Below are 23,232 nucleotides of genomic sequence, written 5' to 3'. Positions count from 1 at the left end.
GCACACCCCCACGACGATGGAGAGCGTTGAAACGGTCCCGTGACAGGGCGGCGTCCGAGCTGTTCGCCGCCCTGTATCCGCGCCTCGCCGGCTGGTGCCGCCGTCTCGTCGACGACGACGAGACGGCCCACGAGATCGCCTCGGAGGCGTTCACCCGGCTCTGGGCCCGCTGGACGTCCGTGGAGGAGCCGCGCGGTTTCCTCTACGTCACCGCCGCCAATCTCGTCCGGGACCACTGGCGCAAACTGGAGCGCGAGCGCCGGGCCGTGCGCCGGGTCACCGCGGAGGTGGCGGTGCGCCCGCACCCCGAACAGGCCGACCCCTCGGTCCGGTTGCTCGTCCAGTCGCTGCCCGAGCGGCTGCGCGTGCCGATCCTGCTCCACTACTACGCCGACATGCCGATCCGGGAGGTGTCCGTGCTGACCGGACGCAAGGAAGGAACCGTCAAGGCCGACCTGCACGCGGCCCGCGAACTGCTCCGCGTCCACCTGAGGAGAAGCCTTGACCACACGCCTTGAGGACGAGATGGACGAGCCGGGGTTCGGGCCGGACGGCGACGATCCGCTGCTGGTCGTCCTGCGCCCGGACGCCGGCTTCCTGGGCCCGCCCCCGGGCCGCTACGAGGCGATCCGCCGGGCGGCGTCCCGACGGCGCCTGCTGCGTGCCGCCGCCGGTGCCGCGGCGACCGCTGCCGCCGCCGCCCTCATCGTGCTCCCGCTGCACGGGGCCTCCCCCGCCCCGCCCGCGCACCCGGCGCCGCCGCTGGCCCCGGCCCCCGCGCGGCCCACGCCGGAGGCCACACCGAGCCCGGCACCGTCCCGCGACTCGACCCGCTCGACCGACCCGGGCCCGGCACTGCCGACCGAGGCCCCCGGCTCGGCCGCCGCCACCCCGTCGCCCTCCGCGCCCCCGGCCGAGCCGAGCGACCCGCCCGCCCGGCGGACACCGTCGAGCGCGCCCCGGACCGTGGAACCGGCGTCCCCGGAGCGCGACCTCGTGCCCCAGGACGGCCCGGCTGCTACAACGGGCCGATGATCTACCACGTGGTCCCGCTCGCCGAGTGGAACGCCGGCCCGGACCGGCCGTACGCGCCCGCCTCCCTCGCCACGGACGGCTTCGTCCACTGCTCGCCCGACGAGGCGGCCACCCTCGCCGTCGTCAACGCCTACTACCGCGGCGCGCCCAGGCCCCTGGTCGCGCTGCTGCTGGACGAAGACCGGCTCACCGCGCGGTGCGTGTGGGAGGCGCCGGACCCCGCTCCGCCGCCCGGCGTCGCCGCCGGGACGCTGTTCCCGCACGTGTACGGCCCCGTCGACCGCGAGGCGGTCCAGCGGGTGCTGGAGGTCCGCTGGGACGACGGGGGCCGGGCCACGCGGCTGCTGTGACCTCAGAGTTCCCGGGGCGCGGTGGTGCCGCCGAGCAGCGCGGACGCCGTCTCGACGGCCGTGGCGGCGGGCGCCGGCGCCGCGGGCTCGGCGCCGGGGGCGGGGTGGCAGGTGAAGCCGAGGCGGGTCATCGCCCGGGTCACCTCGGCGCCGGAGAAGTCGCGCCGGTCCTGGCGGGTGACGACCTCGCCGACCTGCTTGACGGGGTAGCGGCGGCGGCCGATCGTCACGGACTCACCGGTGACGGGCTCGGGCGTGACGCCCTTCATCGAGTCCAGCACCCCGCTCTTGGTGAGGTCGAACGGGTACCGGGCGATGACACAGCGCATGATGCCTCCACAGGGGGAAGGGAACGGACGGGATCCGTTCCCGGGGACGTGCCAGGAGTGTCCTAGGCCGCCGAGCCGGTCGAGCCGCCGGCGGACTGGCGGCGCGGCCTGCGGCGCGGGGCTTCGCCGGCGGGGCGCCCCTGGCCGGTGCGGGACTGACCGGTGCGGGACTGGGCGGCACCGGTGCGGTTGGACCCGCCGGACGCGCCGGTCCCCTGCCCGCCGCCGCGTCCCGAGGAACGGCCCCGGCGCCCGCGGGACGAGGAGCCCGCGCCGGAGGCGGCACGGCGGGGCCGCTCCACCACCGGTGCGGCGATGACGACGGGGACTCCGGAGGGGGCCTGCGCACCGGTGATGCGGGCCAGCTCCGCCTCGCCCGAGGCGACCGGGGTGACCTGCGGGGTGATCCCGGCCGAGGCCATCAGCCGCGTCATGTCGCGCCGTTGGTCCGGCGTCACCAGCGTGACGACACTGCCGGACTCGCCGGCCCGCGCGGTGCGGCCGCCCCGGTGCAGGTAGTCCTTGTGGTCGCCGGGCGGGTCCACGTTGACGACCAGGTCGAGGTTGTCGACGTGGATGCCGCGGGCCGCGACGTTCGTCGCCACCAGCGCCGTCACCTGCCCGTCCTTGAACTGGGCCAGCGTCCGGGTGCGCTGCGGCTGGGACTTGCCGCCGTGCAGGCCGGCCGCGCGCACGCCGCTCTTCAGCAACTGCTTCACCAGCCGGTCCACCCGGTGCTTGGTGTCCAGGAACATGATGACCCGGCCGTCGCGCGCGGCGATCTCGACGGTGGTGCGCTGCTTGTCCTCGTCCCGCACGTGCAGCACGTGGTGCTCCATCGTGGTGACGGCACCGGCCGACGGGTCGACGGAGTGCACCACCGGGTCGGTCAGGTAGCGGCGGACCAGCTTGTCGACGTTGCGGTCCAGGGTGGCCGAGAACAGCATCCGCTGCCCGTCCGGCGCGACCTGGTCGAGCAGCGCCGTGACCTGCGGCATGAAGCCCATGTCGGTCATCTGGTCGGCCTCGTCCAGGACCGTGATCGTGACGTCGCCGAGGGCGCAGTCGCCGCGGTCGATGAGGTCCTTGAGCCGTCCGGGCGTGGCGACGACGACCTCCGCGCCGGAGCGCAGCGCCCCGGCCTGCCGGCCGATCGACATGCCGCCGACGACGGTGGCCGACCTGAGGCCCACGGCACGGGCGTACGGCGTGAGCGCGTCCGTGACCTGCTGGGCCAGCTCGCGGGTGGGCACGAGGACCAGGGCGAGCGGACGCCGCGGCTCGGCGCGCCGGCCGGCCGTGCGGGCCAGCAGGGCCAGGCCGAACGCGAGCGTCTTGCCCGAGCCGGTGCGTCCGCGGCCGAGCACGTCCCGTCCGGCCAGGGAGTTCGGCAGGGTCGCCGCCTGGATCGGGAACGGCTCGGTCACGCCCTGGTCGTTGAGGGCGGCCAGCATGCGGGCGGGCAGGTCGAGTTCGGCGAAGGTCCCGACGGCGGGCAGCGCCGGGGTGACGGTCTTGGGCAGGGCGAACTCGCCGCCCTGGGGCGCGGCGGCCGGACGGCGGCCGGAGGCGGGGGAGCGGCCGGCCGAGCGGGAGCGCCGGGGGCCGTCGCCGGAGCGCCGACGGTCGTGGGTGCGTGTGCGGTTCATGGGGAACCTTCCTCGATACGGCACGTATCGAGGGAGACCCGCAGCGGACGAGCGGCGCAGGGAATCGCAAGAACGAGCCGGCCCGGTCGATTTCGGCGCGGAGGGCCGATCGGACCGGGAGAATGGGTGAATGCGGGAAACGCGGGAAACGCGGTGAAAGCGAATGTGCGGGGCGGAAACCGTGCCCCGCGGGGCGCCGTGCGCCCGGAAACGTCGCGAGCTGGGGCCCGCACCCCAAGGTGCGGGCCCCAGCTGCGGAGTGTGCGCGAGGGCGTCAGGCCGAGGGGGTGATGTTCTCGGCCGTCGGGCCCTTCTGGCCCTGCGCGATGTCGAAGGTCACCTTCTGACCCTCGAGCAGCTCGCGGAAGCCCTGGGCGTTGATGTTCGAGTAGTGGGCGAAGACGTCGGGGCCGCCGCCGTCCTGCTCGATGAAGCCGAAGCCCTTTTCGGCGTTGAACCACTTCACGGTGCCGGAAGCCATGTTTTCTCCTTCGGTACGGTGCTCGGAGTTCACCCTGTGTGCACTCCGGTCGCCGCGATGATCACCCCGTCGGACAAAACCTTCAGGCAACCACAACTGCAACTTCCCTCGACAGTAGCACGCCGTGATCGGGCGGGTGCCGGCGATAATCCCGGCCCGGACGGCCGCCCGGGAATATTCCCCGGACGAGGGGCCGGTTTTCCCGCCTGCGCGGCGGATTCCGGGGCGCGCGGGGGTGCGGACACCGCCGTACGAGACGAAGGACACGTCGGGCGGCCGCGGGCGCACGACGGTGCGCGGACGGGCGCCGGCGTCGTCTCGGCGGGCTGCTACTTGCTGACCGCGAAGCGCATCAGGGCGTGTTCGTCGCCCTGCTTGATCTTGCCCGTCTCGTTGACGACCTCCAGCTTCCAGGAGCCGCCGACCCGCACGGCCTTGGCGACGGCGCAGCCGTTGTCCTGGGTGAGCAGGCTGGGCCAGATGTCGGCGACCTGCTCCGAGCTGCCGCCGGTCGCGTCGTAGACCTTGAAGCTGATGTTGCGCGCCTTCTGGAAGGAGCTGCCCTTCTTGTACGCGGCGGCGACGAACACGATCGACGTGATGGCGCTCGGGAGCCGCGCGAACTCGACGGTCACCGTCTCGTCGTCACCGTCCCCGTGGCCGGTCTGGTTGTCGCCGCTGTGCAGCAGCGAACCGTTGCCCATGGGGTCGAGCGAGTCGAGTCCGGCCAGCCGCACCGGGTCGCCGCCCTGCATGGCGACGGCGATCAGGTCGAGGTCGGTGCCCTGCTTGCGCCGCAGCTTGCCGAGCACTCCGCCGCTGCTGCCGGCGGTGGGGTCCCAGGAGACGCCGATGGACAGGTGTGTCACCCCGTCCAGGTCCGCGGGGCCGCCTTCCTTGGTGAGCGTGATCATGTGTGGGTCATCCTCCGTGGTCGTGCCTTTGGGGCAGAGTCTGCCTGGCGCCCGGGCATATGGGCAGGGCGGGGCGGTCCGTCAGTTTTCGAGAAGCACCGCGGGCCCGCCCGCTCCTACCGTCGAGGGCATGAACTCCATCGACGCCGTCACCCTCGAAGTGGCCGACACCGAGGCCGCCGCCCGCTTCTACTCCGACGCCTTCGGACTCGACGGGTCACGGGTGCGCCTGCGCGCCTGCGACAGCCCGACGACCGGCTTCCGCGGCTTCACCCTGTCGCTCGTGGTGGCCCAGCCCGGCAACGTCGACGCCCTGTTCACCGCCGCCGTCGACGCCGGCGCCACCGTCCTCAAGCCCGCCGAGAAGTCGCTGTGGGGCTACGGCGGAGTCGTCCGGGCCCCGGACGGCACGGTCTGGCAGATCGCGACCTCGGCGAAGAAGGACACCGCCCCGGTCACCCGCGACGTGGACGAGATCGTGCTGCTCCTCGGCGTCGAGGACGTCAAGGCCACCAAGCGGTTCTACGTCGAGCAGGGCCTGACCGTGGGCAAGAGCTTCGGCGGGAAGTACGTCGAGTTCGCCGCCGGGCCGGGCACCGTCAAGCTCTCGCTCTACAAGCGCCGCGCCCTCGCCAAGGTCGCGGGCGTGCCCGCCGAGGGCACCGGCTCCCACCGCCTCGTCGTGTCCGGCGGCACCCGCCCCTTCGCCGACCCCGACGGCTTCGCCTGGCAGCCGGAACTCCGCCCCTGATCCGTTAGTTTCCTGTGCATGTCATCACGGGAAACACCGCGAATACCCGGGCGCCGCACACCCGGGCGCCGGGCGCGGGCGAGACTCTGGGCCGTGGCGGGAGTGGCGACCCTCGCGTTCCTCGTCGCGCTGGAGATCGCCGCGCGCCGCTACGGCCTGCCGGGGCCGATGACCAACCAGGCCAAGGAGTTGGTGTTCGCCCCCGCCTCGGGACCCCTGCTCTACGCCGGTCTGGCGCTCACGATGGTGGTCCTGACCTGGCGGGAACGGTTCGTCGCGGCGGCCGCCGCGGTCGGCATCGACCTCGCCGTCGCACTGGTGCGGTGGGCGGCGGACGCCACCGCCACCGGCAGCCACTCCTTCGGCAACGGCGCGCTGTGGGCGGTCCTGGGCTGCGGGGTCGTCGCGGTGACCCGGCGCACCGGCCCGGAGCGGATCCTCCTCCTGAAGGGCGTCGGGCTCGGCCTGCTGCTGGTGGCCGGCCGCAAGACGGGCGACGCCTGGCTGCTGATCACCTCCAAGACCCGCCCGGACGTCCTCGACCCGTACGTCGCGACCGCCGACCACGCGCTGGGCAACCCGTCCTGGCTCGTGGGACGGGCCGTCGAGGCCACGGGTCCGGTCGGTGAGCACCTGCTGGACTGGGTCTACGTCCAACTCGCGGTGGCCGCGGTCGTCGTGGCGCTCTACCAGCTGCGCAAGGTGGCCGCCGAGCGCCGGTTCCCGCGCCACCACCTGGTCCGCACCTTCCTGTTGATAGGTCTGCTCGGCCCGGGCATCTACATGATCTTCCCGGTGGTCGGGCCGGTCTTCGCCTACGGCACCGGCGCCTTCGGCACCGGCGGCGAGGAGTGGGCGATCGCCAACCTGTGGCCGCACACGCTGCCGCCGGTCTCCGCGCCGCAGCCGTTCACGTACGACGGGGTCACCCCCCGCAACTGCATGCCCAGCCTGCACACGGCGTGGGCCACCGTCATCTTCATCCACTCCCGCACGGGACCGCGCCTCCTGCGCTGGGCGGGGACGTTCTGGCTGGTGGCCACGCTCACCGCGACGCTGGGCTTCGGCTACCACTACGCCATCGACCTCGTCGCCGGCGTGGTCTTCGCGGTCACCGTCGAGGCGGGGCTGCGCGCGCTGGACCGCGGCTGGGACCGAGCGGGGACCCTGCTGGTGGCCCACGGGGCGCTGGTGTTCGCCGCGATCCTGGCGTCGACCCGCTTCCTGCCGCTGGAGATGGCCCGGCACCCGTGGGTCTTCGGGCCGCTCCTGCTGCTGTCGATGGCCTCGGTGGTCCACGGCTACGTACGGACCACGAGGGGGTGGGAACCGGCGACCGCGGCGGCGCCGCCGCGACCGGAGCCCCGGCTCGAGGCGGCCTGAGGGAGCGCGGGGGACTCGCACGCATGGTGAATTGCGAAAGTTCGCAAGTCGTTGGATGCTGAGGGCCCGGGTCCGCAGGAAGCCGCGGACCGGGTTCCCCCGTGGAGACGCGATGAGCTCCTTGCTCCAGCCCCTGCCCCACCGGCACGTGCTCACCCTGCCGACGGCACCGGCGGCGGTCCGGGTGGCCCGGGAGACCGCCGAGCAGGCGCTCGCCGAGTGGGGGGTGAACCCCGGGCATCCCGTGGTGGCGCCCGCGCTGCTGATCGTGAGCGAGCTGGTCGCCAACAGCGTCCGCCACGCGTCCCCGCCGAGCGAGCAGGTGACCGTCACGTACGCGGCCGGCGCCGACCGCCTGGCCCTCGCCGTGCACGACCGGCACCCCCACCGGCCCCGGCTGCCCGACGCGGACACCGGCGGCCGCCGGACGGGGGGCCTGGCGACCGTCATGGAACTCACCGGCGCCCTGGGCGGCACCGCGGTGGTCCGGGGCGACGGCGACGGCGGGGGCAAGAGCATCTGGGTCACCCTTCCGCTGTGAGGCGGGCCACGGCCGGGTTCACGCGGAGCCGTAGCCCGTCAGGGGCGGGGTGCGCAGGGCGATGACGGCCTTGTCGTCGTGGCCGATACCGGTCCGGTGGGCGACCAGGGCACGGCACAGGTCGTCGGGCTCCAGCCCCGCCAGCCGGGAGGCGGTGACGGCCAGGGCGTCCAGACCCCGGTCCAGCGGCTCGCCGGGGACCTCCACGAGGCCGTCGGTGAACAGGACGACGGTGCTGCCCACCGGCAGCGGCCGGCAGTGGTCGGGCCGCGGCAGCTCGGGCGCCACCCCGAGGGGGAGTCCGGGTTCCACGTCCAGGTAGCGGACCCGCCCGTCGGGCAGCAGCACGAGCGGCGGCGGGTGCCCCGCACTGGACCACCGCAGCTGCCACGCGCCGTCGGCGGGCTCCAGGCGCGCGAGGAGGGCCGTGGCGACCGGGGCCTCGTCCAGGGCCGCGTTCATGATCCGGTCGAGCAGGGCGAGGGAGGTGCCGGGCGAGGCGCTCGGCTCGTAGTACAGGGCCCGCAGCATGTTGCGGATCTGCGACATGTCGGCCGCCGCCCGCAGGTCGTGCCCCACGACGTCCCCGATCACCGCCGCGCAGGCCCCGCCGGGCAGCAGCATGGCGTCGTACCAGTCGCCGCCCACGGCGGCGGGCGCGCTCGCCGGACTGTAGGCCGCGCCGGCGGAGAAGGGACGCAGGTCCGGCAGGCGGGGCAGCAGCAGCCGCTGGAACTGCTCGCCGCTGTAGCGGACCTGCTGGTAGAGGCGGGCGTTCTCGATCGCCACGCCCGCCGTGCCGGCCAGCGTGCGGATCACGCCCTCGTCGTGCCGGTCGAAGGGCTGGCCGTCCTTGCGTTCGGAGAGGTAGAGGTTGCCGTAGATCCGGCCGCGCGCACTGATCGCCACCCCGAGCAGGCTGTGCATCGGGGGATGGCCGGGCGGGAAGCCCGCCGACTCCGGGTGGCGCGAGATGTCCTTGACCCGCAGCGGCTCGGGGTGGTGGATCAGGTGCCCGAGCAGGCCCCGGCCCCGCGGCAGCTCCACTCCCTCCAGGTCCGCCAGTTCCTTGGTGGTGAGCCCCAGCGGGATGAACTCCTCCAGGAGCCTGCCCTCCTGGTCGAGGACGCCCATGGCCCCGTAGCGGGCGCCGACCAGGTCCATGGCGGTGCGCACGATGCGGCGCAGCACCGTGGGCAGCTCCAGCTCGCCGGTGATGTTCACCACGGCCTGGAGCAGCTCCTGCAGGGTCCGCTGGGCGCGGGCCAGGGCGTGCAACTGCTCGCCGATCCGGTCCAGGTCGGAGGTGAGCGGCAGGTCGAGAAGGGAGGCGTACGGCTCGCCGGGGCCGCTCGCGGGGGCCTCGGCGTCCGCGGGGCCCTCGCCGTCCGTGGGGCTCTCGTCGGCCGCGGACGCCCCGTCCGGTGGGCGCCGCCAGTCCTCCGCCATCGCGCCTGCCTCGTTTCCCGCCGTGCGGATCGTCCTGGGCCCACCCTCACCCGGCGTGCGCGGCCGTGCCGCCCGGTCGCAGCCGGTCGGAGTACACGCGGCACCGTCCGGACGGACCGGGTGCGTCCCGGCGGATTCGGTCCGGCGGGCGGCGCGCGCGAGGATGGACGGCATGCTGATGAGGACGGGACGGACGCGACGCGCCCGGGGCGGGTCGACCGTGGCGCGCCGCCGCGCTGCGAGAAGGGGGAGGGCACGATGAGTACGCCGCTGTACCAGTTGAAGGCGGAGTTCTTCAAGACACTCGGTCATCCGGCGCGCATCCGCGTCCTGGAACTGCTGAGTGAGCGCGAGCACGCGGTGGCGGAGATGCTGCCCGAGGTGGGGATCGAGCCGGCTCACCTGTCCCAGCAGCTCGCGGTGTTGCGCCGGTCGAACCTGGTGGTGTCCCGCAAGGAGGGGTCGACGGTGTACTACTCCCTGACCAGCCCGCAGGTCGCCGAGCTGCTCAGGGTCGCGCGCGGCATCCTCTCCGGCGTGCTGGCCGGGCAGGCCGAACTGCTCGCGGACCTCCGGGCCGGGCAGCCCGAGCCGGGACCGCCACCGGCGTAGCGGCGGGGTGCCCGGTCACTTGTGGGCGTGCTCGCCGATGGCGAAGAGGAGCCAGATGAAACCGCCGAGCACGTGCGTGCCGAAGATGTAGAAGCCCGCCCGGAGCGCGACCCCTCGTTCGAACCGGCGTTCGCTGGTGTCGCGGTCGCCTCGTGCAGGGGAACCGGCCATCCCGGCCACCTCTCGTCCACCCGTGGGACGGGTAGGGTTCTGAGCAACTGATGAATTGCTTAATTCGGCAAGTCTTTTCACTGTACCCGCCTGCGCGGCCTCCCGCCCCCCGCCCAGTACCGTGCACCCATGCCTGATCTGACCCCTTCCTCCCCCGCCGATGCCTACGCCGCCCTGCTCCAGGGCAACGCCCGCTTCGTGAGCGGTGACCGTCTGCACCCCAACCAGGACGCCGACCGCCGGTCGGAACTGGCGCCGCGGCAGCATCCGTTCGCGGTGCTCTTCGGGTGTTCGGACTCGCGCCTGGCGGCAGAGATCATCTTCGACCGGGGGCTGGGCGACCTGTTCGTGGTGCGCACGGCCGGCCACGTGGCGGGCGCGGAGGCGCTGGGCAGTGTCGAGTACGGCGTCAAGGTGCTGGGCGCACCGCTCGTGGTGGTCCTCGGGCACGACTCCTGCGGTGCCGTCACCGCGGCCGCCGAGGCGGAGCGCGGCGGTGTGGCCCCGGCCGGGTACCTCGGGGACGTCGTGGAACGGGTGATCCCGAGCGTGCTCGCGGCCCGCGCCCTGGGCCGCACGGAGGTCGACGAGTTCGTGGACGAGCACATCCGCCGCAGCGTGGACGGGATCGTGGGGCGCTCGGCGCTGCTGGCGAACGAGGTGGCCGCCGGCCGGTGCGCCGTGGTCGGCCTGTCCTACCGCCTGGCCGAGGGAACGGTGAAGCGCGTGGCGGCCCACGGACTCCCGGAGTAACCGCGCGGACTCCGTGTCTCCCGGGTCTCCCGTGTCCCGCGCCTTCATGGTGTCAACGGTGTCATCGTGACGCCACGGGTGGCGCCACGGGATTGCGTGCAGGACTTTTCGGTGTTCTCGCAGGTTGCGGACGTAGCAGGCGGGCTATTTCCGGGTGAGGTGTCAGTAAGGGATTGCGTATGGCGTCACCATGGTGTCATTATGGCGTCATGGACCTCGCCCCGTATGTCGACACCCTCCGTCGCGAACTCGCGGTGGCCGCCGAAGCCGGTGGCCACGAAGCCCGGGAACTGGCCGAGCGGCTCATCGCTCCGCTGGAGTCGGCGACCCGCCTGACCATGCTCAACGTGCTCTCCGCCGCGATGGCCGAGATCACCCGCGACCTGGCCCCCGGCTCCGTCGACGTACGGCTGCGCGGGCTCGAGCCCGACTTCGTGGTGACGCCGCCGCCCGCCGGGGGCGGCGGCTCCGCGGAACCGGCCGCGCCCGTCGAGACGCTCACGGCACCGGCCCCGGCACCGGCTCCCGCCGACGCCGACGAGGGCGGCGCCGCCCGCGTCAGCCTGCGCCTGCCGGTCCACCTCAAGGCGCGCGCCGAGGAGGCCGCGAGCCGCGAGGGGCTGTCCGTCAACGCCTGGCTGGTGCGGGCCGTGTCGGCCGCGCTCGACGGCGGCGGCACGCCGCGTCCGCCGGAGCGGGTCCGCAACGTCGGGCAGAGCTTCACGGGCTGGGTGCGCTAGCCCGCGCCGGGGCCCGGGCCGCCTCCGGCTCGGCGCCCGACTCCGGCTCCGCGCCCGCACATTCGGCTCCGCGCCCGCATCCGCGCTCCGAGAGAACCGCAGCACAGCGCTCACACCACGTCCCACCAGCGGGGACGCCCCACGGACTCACGAGGACGGTACAGCCATGCCTTCTTTCGACACTCCACAGCCCATCGCGGTGACCGCCCACGTGGGCGCCGGGTCCATCCGGTTCACCGCCGGCGAGCGGCCCGACACGGTCGTCCAGGTGCGGCCCGGCGACCCCGGACGGGACAAGGACGTACGCGCCGCCGAGCAGACCGAGGTCTCCTACGCGAGCGGCGTCCTGACGATCAGCACGAAGGAGCGCCGCTTCGTCGGCCCCACCGGCGCGGTCGACGTGACGGTGGAACTGCCCGCCGGCTCGCGCGTCGACACGGACGGCGCCTGGACCCAGGTCCTCGGCGAGGGCCGGCTCGGCGAGGTCCGGGTGAAGACCTCGGGCGGCGACGTCCGCCTGGACACGGCGGGGCCGCTCCGGGTCACCGCCTCCCACGGCTCGGTCACCGTCGACCGCGTCGACGGCCCGGCCGAGATCACCACCAGCTCGGGCAGCGTGCGCGTCGGCGTCATCGAGGGGGCGGCCGAGCTGAAGAACTCGCACGGCTCCACGACCGTGGGCGCCGCGCTCGGCGAGCTGCGGGTGCGCAACGCCAACGGTGACATCAACGTCGCCCACGCCGCGTCCTCGCTCACCGCGACCACCGCCTACGGCGCCCTGCGGGTGGACGAGGTGACCCGCGGCGAGGTCCGGCTGGAGACCTCCTACGGCGCCATCGAGGTCGGCGTCCGCGAGGGCACGGCCGCCTGGCTCGACGTCCGTTCGAGCGGCGGGCAGGTGCGCAACACCCTCACCGCGTCCGACGGCCCCGTCGAATCCGAGGAGACCGTCAAGGTCCACGCCCGCACCCGGTACGGCAACATCGACGTCCGCCGCGCCAAGGCCTGAGCGCCGCCGGGCCCCGCCGCCGGTCGCCCCCCACCTCTTCGCCCCACCTTTTCGCCCCACCTCTTCGCCCCATCCCTGTTGCGCGCCCCCGCCATCTTCCACGTCACCCCTTCGAACGGGAGGGCTCCATGCCTTCATCTGTCATGCCCACGACTAACTCGGGAACCGGTCCGCGGGCGTCCGCCGCCGTCACCGCCTTGGGCCTGCGCAAGTCGTACGGCGACAAGACCGTCCTCGACGGCATCGACCTGCGCATCCCCGCCGGATCCGTGTTCGCGCTGCTCGGCCCGAACGGCGCGGGCAAGACCACCACCGTCAAGATCCTCTCCACCCTGGTCTCCGCCGACGGCGGGCAGGCCCAGGTGGCGGGCCACGACCTCGCGGCGGACCCGCAGGCGGTACGGGCCGCGATCGGGGTCACCGGGCAGTTCTCCGCCGTCGACGGCCTGATCACCGGCGAGGAGAACATGCTCCTCATGGCCGACCTGCACCTGATCCCCCGGCCCGCGGGCCGCCGGATCGCCGCCGAACTGCTGGAACGCTTCGGCCTCACCGACGCCGCGAAGAAGCCCGCCGCCACCTACTCCGGCGGCATGAAGCGCCGCCTCGACATCGCCATGACCCTCGTCGGCAGCCCGCGGATCATCTTCCTCGACGAACCCACCACCGGCCTCGACCCCCGCTCCCGCCACACCATGTGGCAGATCATCCGCGAACTCGTCACCGGCGGCGTCACCGTCCTCCTCACCACCCAGTACCTCGAAGAAGCCGACCAGCTCGCCGACCGCATCGCCGTCCTCCACCACGGCACCCTCGCCGCCGAAGGCACCGCCGAAGAACTCAAACGGCTGGTCCCCGGCGGCCACGTCCGGCTCCGCTTCACCCACCCCGACACCTACCGCGACGCCGCCACCGCCCTGCCCCACAGCACCCGGGACGACGACGCCCTCACCCTCCGCGCCCCCAGCGACGGCAGCCAGCGCGACCTCCGCGCCCTCCTCGACCGCCTGGACACCGCCGGCCTCCAGGCCGACCACCTCACCGTCCACACCCCCGACCTCGACGACGTCTTCCTCGCCCTCACCGGCGACACCACCACCCCCACACCAACCACCCGACCCCACCAGCCCGACCAGTCCAAGGAGACGGCCCGATGAGCAACCTCACCCTCGCCGCCCGCAACTCCTCCACCATGCTGCGCCGCAACCTCCTCCACGCCCGCCGCTACCCCTCCCTCACCCTCAACCTCCTGCTCACCCCGGTCATGCTCCTGCTCCTGTTCGTCTACGTCTTCGGCGACACGATCAGCGCCGGCATCGGCGGCGCCCCCGACCGCTCCGCCTACATCGCCTACCTCGTGCCCGGCCTGCTCCTCATGACCATCGGGTCCACCACGATCGGCACCGCGGTCTCCGTCTCCAACGACATGAGCGAGGGCATCATCGCCCGCTTCCGCACCATGCCCATCCACCGCGGCTCGGTCCTCACCGGCCACGTCGTCGGCAGCGTGCTGCAATCAGTGATCAGCGTGATCCTCGTCGGCGCCGTCGCCGCGGCCATCGGCTTCCGCTCCACCGACGCCACCCCCGTGGAGTGGCTCGCGGCCCTCGGACTCCTGGTGCTCTTCACCCTCGCGCTCACCTGGATCGCCGTCGGCATGGGCCTGATCAGCCCGAACGCGGAGGCCGCCAGCAACAACGCACTGCCGCTGATCTTCCTGCCGCTCATCTCCAGCACCTTCGTCCCCATCGACGCCATGCCGGGCTGGTTCCAGCCGATCGCCGAGTACCAGCCCTTCACCCCCGCCATCGAGACCCTGCGCGGCCTCCTCCTCGGCACCGCCATCGGCCACAACGGCTGGCTCGCCCTCGCCTGGTGCCTCGCACTCACCGTGCTCGGCTACGCCTGGGCGACCTCGAAGTTCAACAGCCAGGGGAAGTAGTCCGCGTCCGAGGTTCGTCAGAGAGGTGTCAAAGGCGAGCGCGCCGCCGTATGGAAGCCGTCAACGGCGGTCGAATCGGGTCGGAAGAGGGCTGTCATCTCTCTGTCAGCTTCTCTTCCGCACCTCACTAGGAGCTCGCGATGGCCGACGTGGCCTTCGTCGTCACCACGCTCGCGGTGTTCGCGCTCGTGGCCCTCGTCGCCAAGGGGGTGACGAAGCTGTGACCGCGGAGAACGTCGTCGGCCTGATCGTGGCCGTCGCCCTGCTCGGTTACCTCGTCCTCGCCCTGATTCACCCGGAGAGGTTCTGAACGCCGCATGAGCCCCGTCCTCTCCGGCGTGCTCCAGATGCTCGCGCTCGTCGCCGCGCTGGCCCTCGCCCACCTGCCCCTCGGCACCTGGATGGCCCGGGTCTACTCCTCCCGCACGCACTGGCGGGTGGAGAAGTGGATCTACAAGGGCATCGGTGCCGACCCGGACACCGCAATGCGCTGGCCCGCCTACCTGCGCGGCGTCCTCGCCTTCTCCCTCGCCGGTGTCCTCTTCCTCTACCTGCTCCAGCGGCTCCAGGGAATCCTGCCCGGCTCGCTGGGCTTCGTCTCCATCGACCCGGACCAGGCGTTCAACACCGCCGCGTCCTTCGTGTCCAACACCAACTGGCAGTCGTACTACGGCGAGCAGGCCATGGGCCACGTCGTGCAGACCGCCGGCCTGGCCGTGCAGAACTTCGTCTCGGCGGCCGTCGGCATCGCCGTGGCCGTCGCCCTCGTGCGCGGCTTCGCCGGGTCCCGCACCGGTGAACTCGGCAACTTCTGGGCCGACCTGGTCCGCGGGGTCGTCCGTGTCCTGGTGCCGCTCGCCGCCGTCGGCGCGGTGGTCCTGGTGGCCTGCGGGGTCGTCCAGAACTTCTCCGGCATCCACGAGGTCGGTCAGTTCCTGGGCGCTCCGCAGCAGTGGAACGGGGGCGCGGTCGCCTCGCAGGAAGCCATCAAGGAGCTGGGCACCAACGGCGGCGGCTACTTCAACGCCAACTCGGCCCACCCCTTCGAGAACCCCACCCCGTTCACCAACCTGTTCGAGATCTTCCTGATCCTGCTGATCCCGGTCTCCCTCACCCGGACCTTCGGCGTCATGACCGGTTCGGTGCGCCAGGGTTACGCGATCCTCGGCGCGATGGCCACCATCTGGCTCTCCTTCACCGCCCTCATGATGTGGACCGAATTCGCCCACCACGGACCGGCGTTGCAGGCGGCCGGGGGCGCGATGGAGGGCAAGGAACTCCGCTTCGGCATCGGCGGTTCGTCGCTCTTCGCGGTGTCCACCACCCTCACCTCGACCGGCGCGGTGGACTCCTTCCACTCCTCCTTCACCGGTCTCGGCGGCGGCATCACGATGCTCGGCATGATGCTCGGCGAGATCGCGCCCGGCGGGGTCGGCTCCGGGCTCTACGGCATGCTGATCATGGCGGTCGTCGCGGTGTTCATCGCGGGGCTCATGGTCGGGCGCACGCCGGAGTACCTGGGCAAGAAGATCGGCAGCCGCGAGATCAAGTACGCGGCCTGCTACATCCTGATCACCCCGGCGCTGGTCCTGACCCTCACCGCCGCGGCCGTGGTCCTGCCCACCCCCGGCGACTCGACGACCAACAGCGGGGCGCACGGCTTCTCCGAGATCCTCTACGCCTACACCTCGGCCTCGAACAACAACGGTTCGGCCTTCGCCGGTCTGAACGCCGACACGCAGTGGTTCAACACCACCCTCGGCCTCGCCATGCTGCTCGGCCGCTTCCTGCCGATGGTGTTCGTCCTCGCGCTCGCCGGATCCCTCGCCGAGCAGCGGCCCGTTCCGGTGACCGCGGGCACCCTGCGCACCGAGAAGCCGCTGTTCACCGGCCTGCTCGTGGGTGCCGTCCTGATCATCGCCGGCCTGACCTACTTCCCGGCGCTCGCTCTGGGCCCCCTCGCCGAAGGGCTGGCGTCATGACCACCCACACGCACGAGCACGAGGACACGATGTCCACAGCCACCCCGACCCGGGCGCCGCGCGGCGGCGCACCCACCGGGCACAAGACCGCGGAGGGCCGCGTCGGCGCGGGCCTCTTCGCTCCCCGGCAGTTGGCCGGATCACTGCCCGAGGCCTTCCGCAAGCTCGATCCGCGGCTGATGGTGAAGTCGCCCGTCATGTTCGTGGTCCTCGTCGGCTCCGTCCTGACCACCGTCTTCTCCTGCACGAACCCCGGCGACGGGTTCGGCTGGGCCATCAGCGCCTGGCTCTGGCTGACCGTGCTCTTCGCCAACCTCGCGGAGGCGGTCGCCGAGGGCCGCGGCAAGGCCCAGGCCGACACCCTGCGCCGGGCCAGGACCGGCACCGTCGCCCGCCGGCTCGTCGACGGGCGCGAGGAGCGGGTGCCCGGCACCGGGCTGACCGTCGGCGACCTGGTGGTCTGCGAGGCCGGCGACATCGTCCCCGGCGACGGCGACGTCGTCGAGGGGGTCGCCTCGGTCGACGAGTCGGCGATCACCGGTGAGTCGGCGCCCGTCATCCGGGAGTCGGGCGGTGACCGGTCCGCCGTGACCGGAGGCACGAAGGTGCTCTCCGACCGGGTCGTCGTCAGGATCACGACGAAGCCCGGCGAGACCTTCATCGACCGCATGATCGGCCTGGTCGAGGGGGCGGCCCGGCAGAAGACGCCCAACGAGACGGCGCTGAACATCCTGTTGGCCTCGCTGACCGTCGTCTTCCTGCTGGCCTGCGTCACCCTCCCGGCCTTCGCCGGCTACGCGGGCACCGAACTGACGACGGTCGTGCTGGTGGCACTGCTGGTCTGCCTGATCCCGACCACGATCGGCGCCCTGCTCTCCGCCATCGGCATCGCGGGCATGGACCGTCTGGTCCAGCGCAACGTGCTGGCCATGTCCGGCCGCGCCGTCGAGGCCGCCGGTGACGTCTCCACCCTGCTGCTGGACAAGACCGGCACCATCACGCTCGGCAACCGGCAGGCCGCCGGGTTCGTGCCGGTGCGCGGCGCCACCGAGGCCGAGGTCGCGGACGCCGCCCGGCTCTCCTCGCTGGCCGACGAGACGCCCGAGGGCCGCTCGATCGTCGTCCTGGCGAGGGAGAAGTACGGGCTGCCGGAGGGGGACCGGAGTGAACTCCCCGGCGCCGAATGGATCCCGTTCACCGCCCAGACCCGCATGTCCGGCGTGGACGTCGACGGCCGCAAGGTCCGCAAGGGCGCGGCGGGCTCCGTCGTCGACTGGGTCCGGGAACGGGGCGGCACGGTGGCCGCGGACGCGGACACGGCCGTCGAGCGCATCTCCGTGGCGGGCGGCACCCCCCTGCTCGTCGCGGTCGAGGACGCACGCGGCGCACGCGTCCTCGGGGTCGTCCACCTCAAGGACGTCGTCAAGCAGGGCATGCGCGAGCGGTTCGGGGAACTGCGGAGCATGGGCATCAGGACCGTCATGATCACGGGCGACAACCCGCTGACGGCCAGGGCGATCGCCGAGGAGGCGGGCGTCGACGACTTCCTCGCCGAGGCCACCCCCGAGGACAAGATGGCCCTGATCAAGCGGGAGCAGGCCGGCGGCAAGCTGGTCGCGATGACCGGCGACGGCACCAACGACGCGCCCGCGCTGGCCCAGGCGGACGTCGGCGTCGCGATGAACACCGGCACGTCGGCCGCGAAGGAGGCCGGCAACATGGTCGACCTCGACTCCGACCCGACCAAGCTCATCGAGATCGTCGAGATCGGCAAGCAGCTCCTGATCACGCGCGGAGCGCTCACGACCTTCTCCATCGCCAACGACGTCGCCAAGTACTTCGCGATCATCCCGGCCCTGTTCACGGCCGTCCATCCGGGCCTGGACAAGCTCAACGTCATGGGCCTGTCCTCGCCCGACTCCGCGATCCTGTCCGCGGTGGTCTTCAACGCCCTGATCATCGTCGTGCTGGTCCCGCTCGCCCTCAAGGGAGTGCGCTACCGGCCGGTCAGCGCCGACCGGATGCTCCGCCGCAACCTGGCCGTCTACGGCCTGGGCGGCCTGATCGCCCCGTTCGTCGGCATAAAGATCATCGACCTGTTCGTCTCGCTCATCCCCGGAATCGGTTGACCGCCATGAAGATCTCCGCCACCCACACCGCCCGGCTGCTCGGCGCGGGCCTGCGCGCCCTGCTCGTCCTGACCGTGGTCACCGGCATCGTCTATCCCCTGGTGATCACCGGAGTCGCCCAGGGCCTCTTCCCCGGCAAGGCGAACGGCTCCCGGATCGAGGCGGACGGCGAGGTCGTCGGCTCGTCGCTCGTCGGGCAGGCGTACGACCTTCCGCTCGGGGACGGCCGGGAGACTCCGGAGCCCGACCTCAGGTGGTTCCAGGGCCGCCCGCAGAACGGCCTCGGCACCAACAGCGTCAACACCCGGTACGACCTGATCCTCTCCGGCGCGACCAACCGTTCCGCGGACAACGCGGAGCTGGTCCGGTGGGTGGAGGAGGCCAAGGCGGCCGTCGTCCGGGACAACTCCGTGCCCGGCCGTCCCGTGCGGCCCTCGGACGTGCCCCCGGACGCCGTCACGTCCTCCGGCTCCGGCCTGGACCCGCACATCTCCCCCGAGTACGCCGGTCTCCAGGTGCGCCGGGTCGCCGAGCGCAACGGCCTGCCCGTCGCGCGCGTCCAGGAACTCGTCGACGCGCACACCACCCCGCGCACCCTCGGCTTCATCGGCGAACCACGCGTCAACGTCCTGGAGTTGAACATCGCGCTGAGGGAACTCCGGCAGACCTGAGGCAGCTCCGCCAGGCGGTCAGCGCACCGGGAAGCCGAAGGAGTACCCCTGCTCGCCGAGCCAGGGCAGGACCTGCCGCAGGGCCTCGACGGTCTGGGTGCGGTCGCCTCCCGCGTCGTGGAAGAGGATCGTCGGCCCGTTGGACAGCTCCTGCTGGACGGTGGCGACGACGGCGTCCGTGCCCGGCCGCTCGAAGTCCTTGGTGTCCACGTTCCAGCCCAGCGGACGCATGCCCCGGGAGGCGGCGAGCTTGCGGCTGTAGGGGGTGAAGGCCCCGCCCGGGGCCCGGTAGTACATCGGCCGCACGCCGCCCGAGGCCTTTGTGATCATGCGCTCGGCATCGAGGATCTCCTTGGACTGGTAGGCCTCGGACTTCTTGTCCATGGCCGTGTCGTGGGACACCGAGTGGTCGCACAGCCGGTGCCCGGCCGCGACGACGTCCTTCACCAGGTCCGGGTGGGCCTCGGCCTGGAGGCCCGTCATGCAGAAGGTGGCCTTCACCCCGTACTGCTGGAGCAGGTCGAGCACCTGGGGCGTCCACGCGGGGTCGGGGCCGTCGTCGATGGTGATGTTGACGCCGCGCGGTCCCGCGTCCGAGGCGTGGGCGATGCCGACGTCGACCGGCGCGGCGTCGCCGCCCGGCGTGGCCGGCGCGGACGCCGTCGGGGTCGCACCGTCGCCGGCGGTGTCGGCCTGCGCGGTCCACACCGACGCCCCGACGGCGAGCACCGTCACACCGAGCGCCGCCCCGACCACCTTGCCGTACCAGCCCCGTCCACCACCGTGCCGCGCCATGTCCGCCGCCCCGCCTTCGCGTAGTTTTTCGCCGCCGGTCCCCGACCGGGTCGGCGACCACATGACAGGACGGAGGGAACCGGCCGGGGGATCCGCCCGTTACCGATCACGGACAATTCCGGGGGAGTTCACGGACAACCCGGCACGGCGCCGGAGGGTTCGTCACGGCCCGTCAGGTCTCCGTGGACGCCGTCCCGGCGGGCGCGGTCCCGGTGGGCGCCGTCTGTGCCGACGCCCTCGCCGCGTCCAGCGCGTGCAGGACGCGGCTCAGGTCGGCCGGGGCGGCGGCCAGGCGGACGGGCTCGCCCGCGTCGTCGAGTTCGGCCACGTGCCAGCCGCGGGGGACGGCCTCGCCGTCGCCGCCCCGCAACCGCCGTACGCGCCCCGCGGTGAGCCGCCGCACCGGGATCTCCCGCGCCGCGAACCGGCCCGGGCCGGAGTGGGGAACGACCGCGGGCGGGCCGCCGCCGAACACGACATGGGTGCCGAAGTGGTGCGGGTTGTAGTCGGTGCTCTCCAGGAAGCGCGCGGCCACGAACACGTCCTCGCCGGCGGTTCCCCGGTCCGGCGCCGCGGCCGGACGGGGCGTCCGGATCCGGGTGGCACGCCAGGCCGGGACGAGGAGGCCCGCCGTGCCGAGCGTCCCCGCCGCCGCCCACGCGAGGGGCCCGGCCGAGGCTGGGAGTCCGAGGGGGTGGAGGTAGCACAGCGGCAGCAGCCACAGCGCCGTGACGACCAGGACGCCCAGGAACGGCAGCACCGACGGCAGCACCTCGTCGTCGGGAAGCCGGCGCCCGCGCCGGTGCATCAGCACCCGGGCGCCCGGCCAGCCGGCGGCGAGGGCGAGCCCGGCCGCGAGGACGGCCACCGGTCCGGCGCCGGAGAAGTACTCCCGCCACACGTAGTGCTGCCCGGCGACCACCCTCACCCGGTCGCGCCACAGGGTGAGTTCGACCCGGTCGCCCGCCCGGAACGCCCGGGCCGCCTGCCGGGTCACCGCGACCCGGTCCACGGGCCGGCCGTCGGCGAAGTACAGCCGGGCGGCCTGCTTCCCCCGGCTCACCTCGGTCCGCGCGACCACCGCGTCCACGGTGGTCAGGCACGCGCGGCGCTCGTCGGGCGGCGTCCCGGCGGCGCACGGGACGGCCGACGTCCACGCCTCCTTCGTCGCCCCGGTGACCGGCACGAACCACGCGGCCAGCCCCGCGCCCGCGAGCAGCAGCACGCACAGGACCACGGGCACGGCCACCCCGCGCCCGGCGGTGTGCTTCGCGAGGACGACGAGGTGGTCCGACTCCGGTTCCCCGTACCGGCGGTGCAGCGCCCGCAGCGCGTCCAGCGTCGCGTCGAAGTCCGGCCGGTCCTTCGCGGACACGGACAGCGGGAGGGGCAGCCGCCGCGTCCGGCCGTCCCGGGTCAGCACGCCGACGCGGACGTACTGCTCCCCGTGCCTCCCGTACTGGATGTGGACGCGCAGGTCGGCGACGTCGTGCCACGGAACGCTCCGGCGGCGCCGCAACCGCGAGCCGCTGTGCACGCCGTACGCGTCCGCGCGCACCTCGAGGGTGGCCGCGTGGAGCGCTCCGGCACCCACCAGGGCGGCCAGCAGCCCGCCGGCCACCCACCAGTCCGCGAACGTGCCCGAGTACACCAGGCGTCCCACGGCCAGTACGGCCCCGGCCGCGCCCGCCCGGACGACGACCCACAGGGGACGGGTGCGGCCGGAGCGGCAGATCACTTCCTCGCCGACGCTCATGGGTGCAGGGTGCCACCGGCCGTGCCCCGCCCGCCTGTACGGCACCCGGCAGTGTTCCGGCCCGCGAGGCTGCCGGGGGCCGGTGGGCGGGCGGAGCACCGGAAAGGCGCCCGGGGCCCCGACAGTGACATGGGCCACACAAAAAGTGCGGCCTACGCGGGCAACTGCCCCCTTGTGCGCGTCTTGTCCGCCCGTCACCGGGCCCTTTCCGGCAGGCCCGTGAAAAGTCACGGGTGGCGGCGGCCGGGCAGGTCGTACGATCGCCGGGGCGTCGCCCCGCGTGAGCACCCCGCGAACCCGGCGCCCCACACCTTTCGCCACCCGATCAGGGGTCCATGTGAAGATTCGCCGTGTTCTCGCCACCGCCGTCGCCGCCGCAGTGATCTCCCCGGCCGTCCTCCTGTCCGCCGGGCCGGCCTTCGCCGACGGGAAGCCCGCCGCGTCGCAGACCCAGCACGCGAAGCCGACGGTCGAGGAGCTCCGGCAGGCCGTCGAACGCGCGCAGAAGGAGTACGACGCCGCCGTCGTCGCGGTGAACGACGCCATCACGTTCCTGGAGAAGGACATGGAGGCGGACACCTACCCGACCAAGGCCGCGGTCATCGAGACCGGGAACGCCGCCGCGGCCGCCGCCAAGGCCAGGACCGAGGCCGACCAGGCCGTCGCGGACGCCCGGGCGAAGCTGGACGCCGCCACCACCGAGGAGGACAGGGCCGCGGCGCAGACCGCACTGGACGAGGCCGAGAAGGCCGCCGAGGAGGCCGCGGACGCCCAGACCGCCGCCGACGCCAAGGCCACCGCGGCGCAGACCGCCCACGACGACGCCCGCGTCGCCCAGACCCGGAAGATCGGCCTGCTCCAGAAGGCGCGGGACGAGGCCAAGGAGAAGCTCGCCGACGCCGAGAAGGCGCTCGCGGACGCGGAGGCCGCCGGCGAGGGCGAGGAAGACGGCGGAAACGGCGGAAACGGCGAAGACGGGCAGGACGGGGAGGAGCCGGGCGGCGAGTGCGTCCCCGAGCCCCGGCTCACCGCCGCGGTCACCGGACTGCCGGACAAGATCGTCGGCGGCACCACGCAGACCTTCACCCTGCGCATCACCAACGGCACCGCCAAGACGATGGACGCGGTCTACCCGTACGTGGGCGTCCACGCCTTCGACGACAAGGGTCTCAAGGAACTCGACTCCCACCTGGACCTGGAGTGGTCCACCGCCGCGAACCCGGCCTGGCGCGACGCCGACCTGATGGACGCCTCCTCCCTCGGCTCGCTCGCGTCGAAGGCGTCCCTCGACGTCAAGCTGCGGCTGAAGGTCGACGCGGACGTCCCGTCCGGTCAGGGCGCCGCGTTCGTCACGGCCGACTACGTCAACGACGACGGCTCCTGCGGCGGTTACCCGGACCTCGACCAGTACGAGTTCCGGATCCTGGCCAAGGCCGGCGGCGGCGCGGGCTCCCCGGGCAAGAACGACGCCACCGGCAGCAAGCCCGGCAACGTCACCGGGCAGGGCGGCGCGTCCACCACTCCGGTGACGGCGTCCGGCGGCAGCGGCACGGGCGGCGGTGGCGGGGCGCTGGCCCGGACGGGTTCGAGCGACGCCCTGCCGACGGTCGGCCTGGCGGGTGGCGCGGCGCTCGTCCTCGGCGCGGGCGCGGTGCTCGTCGCCCGCCGCCGCAGGACGGCCGCCGACGCCTGACCCCGTCCGGTCCCGTTCGGCCCGACCCGTCCGGTACATGACGCCCGGCGCGGAACGACCGGCGCCCCTGCTTAGGGGGCGCCGGCCGGCCGGTCCG

Annotated in this window: 25 protein-coding genes; 17 read left to right on the top strand and 8 right to left on the bottom strand. The window is 73.3% G+C overall.

The window, feature by feature from the left end:
• The first annotated feature begins 26 nt into the window (after positions 1-26).
• The 3 genes from Sdi02f_RS18095 to Sdi02f_RS18085 are packed head-to-tail and all read left to right on the top strand — an operon-like array spanning position 27 to position 1,385.
• Positions 27-518 carry an RNA polymerase sigma factor gene (locus tag Sdi02f_RS18095; RefSeq protein ID WP_003975205.1) on the top strand — a complete coding sequence of 164 codons (492 nt, stop codon included), beginning with the start codon at positions 27-29 and terminating at the stop codon, positions 516-518.
• Positions 502-1,035, top strand: coding sequence for a hypothetical protein (locus Sdi02f_RS18090; RefSeq protein ID WP_030401486.1), 534 nt, complete (start codon positions 502-504; stop codon positions 1,033-1,035). Before Sdi02f_RS18095 ends, Sdi02f_RS18090 begins: the two co-directional genes overlap by 17 nt.
• Complete coding sequence (locus Sdi02f_RS18085) at positions 1,032-1,385, top strand: DUF952 domain-containing protein (RefSeq protein ID WP_030401485.1); 354 nt, start codon at positions 1,032-1,034, stop codon at positions 1,383-1,385. The genes Sdi02f_RS18090 and Sdi02f_RS18085 overlap by 4 nt, the downstream gene beginning before the upstream one ends.
• 2 nt (positions 1,386-1,387) lie before the next feature.
• On the opposite strand, the gene Sdi02f_RS18080 is transcribed toward Sdi02f_RS18085, so the two are convergent.
• From Sdi02f_RS18080 to Sdi02f_RS18065, 4 genes are all read right to left on the bottom strand, one after another.
• Positions 1,388-1,714 (bottom strand): SCO5918 family protein, encoded by a 327-nt coding sequence (locus Sdi02f_RS18080; protein WP_108933654.1) that lies wholly within the window; start codon positions 1,712-1,714, stop codon positions 1,388-1,390.
• A gap of 62 nt (positions 1,715-1,776) precedes the next feature.
• Positions 1,777-3,363 (bottom strand): DEAD/DEAH box helicase, encoded by a 1,587-nt coding sequence (locus Sdi02f_RS18075; protein WP_031085195.1) that lies wholly within the window; start codon positions 3,361-3,363, stop codon positions 1,777-1,779.
• Between the two features lie 274 nt (positions 3,364-3,637).
• A complete protein-coding gene (locus Sdi02f_RS18070) occupies positions 3,638-3,844 on the bottom strand; it encodes a cold-shock protein (RefSeq protein ID WP_030401482.1) in 207 nt (68 codons plus the stop codon).
• A 329-nt stretch (positions 3,845-4,173) separates the two neighbouring features.
• Positions 4,174-4,758, bottom strand: a complete 585-nt coding sequence (locus tag Sdi02f_RS18065) for a TerD family protein (RefSeq protein ID WP_030401481.1) — start codon at positions 4,756-4,758, stop codon at positions 4,174-4,176.
• Positions 4,759-4,888: 130 nt separating this feature from the next.
• On the opposite strand from Sdi02f_RS18065, the gene Sdi02f_RS18060 reads away from it, so the two are divergent.
• The 3 genes from Sdi02f_RS18060 to Sdi02f_RS18050 all read left to right on the top strand — a co-directional run bounded on the left by Sdi02f_RS18060 (position 4,889) and on the right by Sdi02f_RS18050 (position 7,433).
• Positions 4,889-5,509 carry a VOC family protein gene (locus tag Sdi02f_RS18060; RefSeq protein ID WP_030401480.1) on the top strand — a complete coding sequence of 207 codons (621 nt, stop codon included), beginning with the start codon at positions 4,889-4,891 and terminating at the stop codon, positions 5,507-5,509.
• A 93-nt stretch (positions 5,510-5,602) separates the two neighbouring features.
• Positions 5,603-6,892, top strand: a complete 1,290-nt coding sequence (locus Sdi02f_RS18055) for a phosphatase PAP2 family protein (protein WP_030401479.1) — start codon at positions 5,603-5,605, stop codon at positions 6,890-6,892.
• Positions 6,893-7,004: 112 nt separating this feature from the next.
• Positions 7,005-7,433: an ATP-binding protein gene (locus tag Sdi02f_RS18050; RefSeq protein ID WP_030401478.1), complete on the top strand. Its 429-nt coding sequence runs from the start codon at positions 7,005-7,007 to the stop codon at positions 7,431-7,433.
• 18 nt (positions 7,434-7,451) lie between these two features.
• Here Sdi02f_RS18050 and Sdi02f_RS18045 read toward each other — a convergent pair whose 3' ends face one another.
• The gene (locus Sdi02f_RS18045) at positions 7,452-8,882 is read right to left on the bottom strand and encodes a GAF domain-containing SpoIIE family protein phosphatase (RefSeq protein ID WP_245962220.1); all 1,431 of its coding nucleotides are present in this window, start codon (positions 8,880-8,882) and stop codon (positions 7,452-7,454) included.
• Positions 8,883-9,140: 258 nt separating this feature from the next.
• On the opposite strand from Sdi02f_RS18045, the gene Sdi02f_RS18040 reads away from it, so the two are divergent.
• Positions 9,141-9,494, top strand: coding sequence for an ArsR/SmtB family transcription factor (locus Sdi02f_RS18040; RefSeq protein ID WP_030180495.1), 354 nt, complete (start codon positions 9,141-9,143; stop codon positions 9,492-9,494).
• Positions 9,495-9,509: 15 nt separating this feature from the next.
• Here Sdi02f_RS18040 and Sdi02f_RS35935 read toward each other — a convergent pair whose 3' ends face one another.
• A complete protein-coding gene (locus Sdi02f_RS35935; RefSeq protein WP_167458193.1) occupies positions 9,510-9,665 on the bottom strand; it encodes a DUF6126 family protein in 156 nt (51 codons plus the stop codon).
• A gap of 129 nt (positions 9,666-9,794) precedes the next feature.
• Here Sdi02f_RS35935 and Sdi02f_RS18035 point away from each other — a divergent pair, with 129 nt between their 5' ends.
• The 9 genes from Sdi02f_RS18035 (at position 9,795) to Sdi02f_RS17995 (ending at position 18,891) form a co-directional block, all read left to right on the top strand.
• Positions 9,795-10,418: a carbonic anhydrase gene (locus tag Sdi02f_RS18035; protein ID WP_030401476.1), complete on the top strand. Its 624-nt coding sequence runs from the start codon at positions 9,795-9,797 to the stop codon at positions 10,416-10,418.
• Positions 10,419-10,627: 209 nt separating this feature from the next.
• Entirely contained in the window at positions 10,628-11,158 is a 531-nt protein-coding gene (locus tag Sdi02f_RS18030) for a hypothetical protein (RefSeq protein ID WP_030401475.1), read from the top strand.
• Positions 11,159-11,324: 166 nt separating this feature from the next.
• A complete protein-coding gene (locus Sdi02f_RS18025) occupies positions 11,325-12,167 on the top strand; it encodes a DUF4097 family beta strand repeat-containing protein (protein ID WP_108933653.1) in 843 nt (280 codons plus the stop codon).
• A 128-nt stretch (positions 12,168-12,295) separates the two neighbouring features.
• Positions 12,296-13,324 (top strand): ATP-binding cassette domain-containing protein, encoded by a 1,029-nt coding sequence (locus tag Sdi02f_RS18020; RefSeq protein ID WP_107062379.1) that lies wholly within the window; start codon positions 12,296-12,298, stop codon positions 13,322-13,324.
• Entirely contained in the window at positions 13,321-14,109 is a 789-nt protein-coding gene (locus Sdi02f_RS18015; RefSeq protein WP_031085183.1) for an ABC transporter permease, read from the top strand. The genes Sdi02f_RS18020 and Sdi02f_RS18015 overlap by 4 nt, the downstream gene beginning before the upstream one ends.
• Before the next feature lie 220 nt (positions 14,110-14,329).
• A complete protein-coding gene (gene kdpF, locus Sdi02f_RS18010) occupies positions 14,330-14,419 on the top strand; it encodes a K(+)-transporting ATPase subunit F (protein ID WP_007451765.1) in 90 nt (29 codons plus the stop codon).
• 7 nt (positions 14,420-14,426) lie between these two features.
• Complete coding sequence (kdpA, locus tag Sdi02f_RS18005) at positions 14,427-16,091, top strand: potassium-transporting ATPase subunit KdpA (RefSeq protein ID WP_030401471.1); 1,665 nt, start codon at positions 14,427-14,429, stop codon at positions 16,089-16,091.
• Positions 16,088-18,220: a potassium-transporting ATPase subunit KdpB gene (gene kdpB / locus Sdi02f_RS18000; RefSeq protein WP_108933652.1), complete on the top strand. Its 2,133-nt coding sequence runs from the start codon at positions 16,088-16,090 to the stop codon at positions 18,218-18,220. The genes kdpA and kdpB overlap by 4 nt, the downstream gene beginning before the upstream one ends.
• 5 nt (positions 18,221-18,225) lie before the next feature.
• Positions 18,226-18,891: a potassium-transporting ATPase subunit C gene (locus Sdi02f_RS17995; protein ID WP_031085177.1), complete on the top strand. Its 666-nt coding sequence runs from the start codon at positions 18,226-18,228 to the stop codon at positions 18,889-18,891.
• 18 nt (positions 18,892-18,909) lie between these two features.
• Here Sdi02f_RS17995 and Sdi02f_RS17990 read toward each other — a convergent pair whose 3' ends face one another.
• On the bottom strand, positions 18,910-19,686 hold the full coding sequence (locus Sdi02f_RS17990; RefSeq protein WP_031085175.1) for a polysaccharide deacetylase family protein: 777 nt from the start codon (positions 19,684-19,686) through the stop codon (positions 18,910-18,912).
• Between the two features lie 172 nt (positions 19,687-19,858).
• On the bottom strand, positions 19,859-21,442 hold the full coding sequence (locus Sdi02f_RS17985) for a hypothetical protein (RefSeq protein ID WP_051849672.1): 1,584 nt from the start codon (positions 21,440-21,442) through the stop codon (positions 19,859-19,861).
• 337 nt (positions 21,443-21,779) lie between these two features.
• Here Sdi02f_RS17985 and Sdi02f_RS17980 point away from each other — a divergent pair, with 337 nt between their 5' ends.
• Entirely contained in the window at positions 21,780-23,135 is a 1,356-nt protein-coding gene (locus Sdi02f_RS17980) for a hypothetical protein (protein WP_053638915.1), read from the top strand.
• Positions 23,136-23,232 lie beyond the last annotated feature (97 nt).

Origin of the sequence: Streptomyces ardesiacus (assembly GCF_003112575.1) — a bacterium.
Taxonomy (GTDB): Bacteria; Actinomycetota; Actinomycetes; order Streptomycetales; family Streptomycetaceae; genus Streptomyces; species Streptomyces ardesiacus.
Note: the sequence above shows the minus strand (reverse complement) of the source record. Positions and strands in the feature narration are given on the sequence as shown.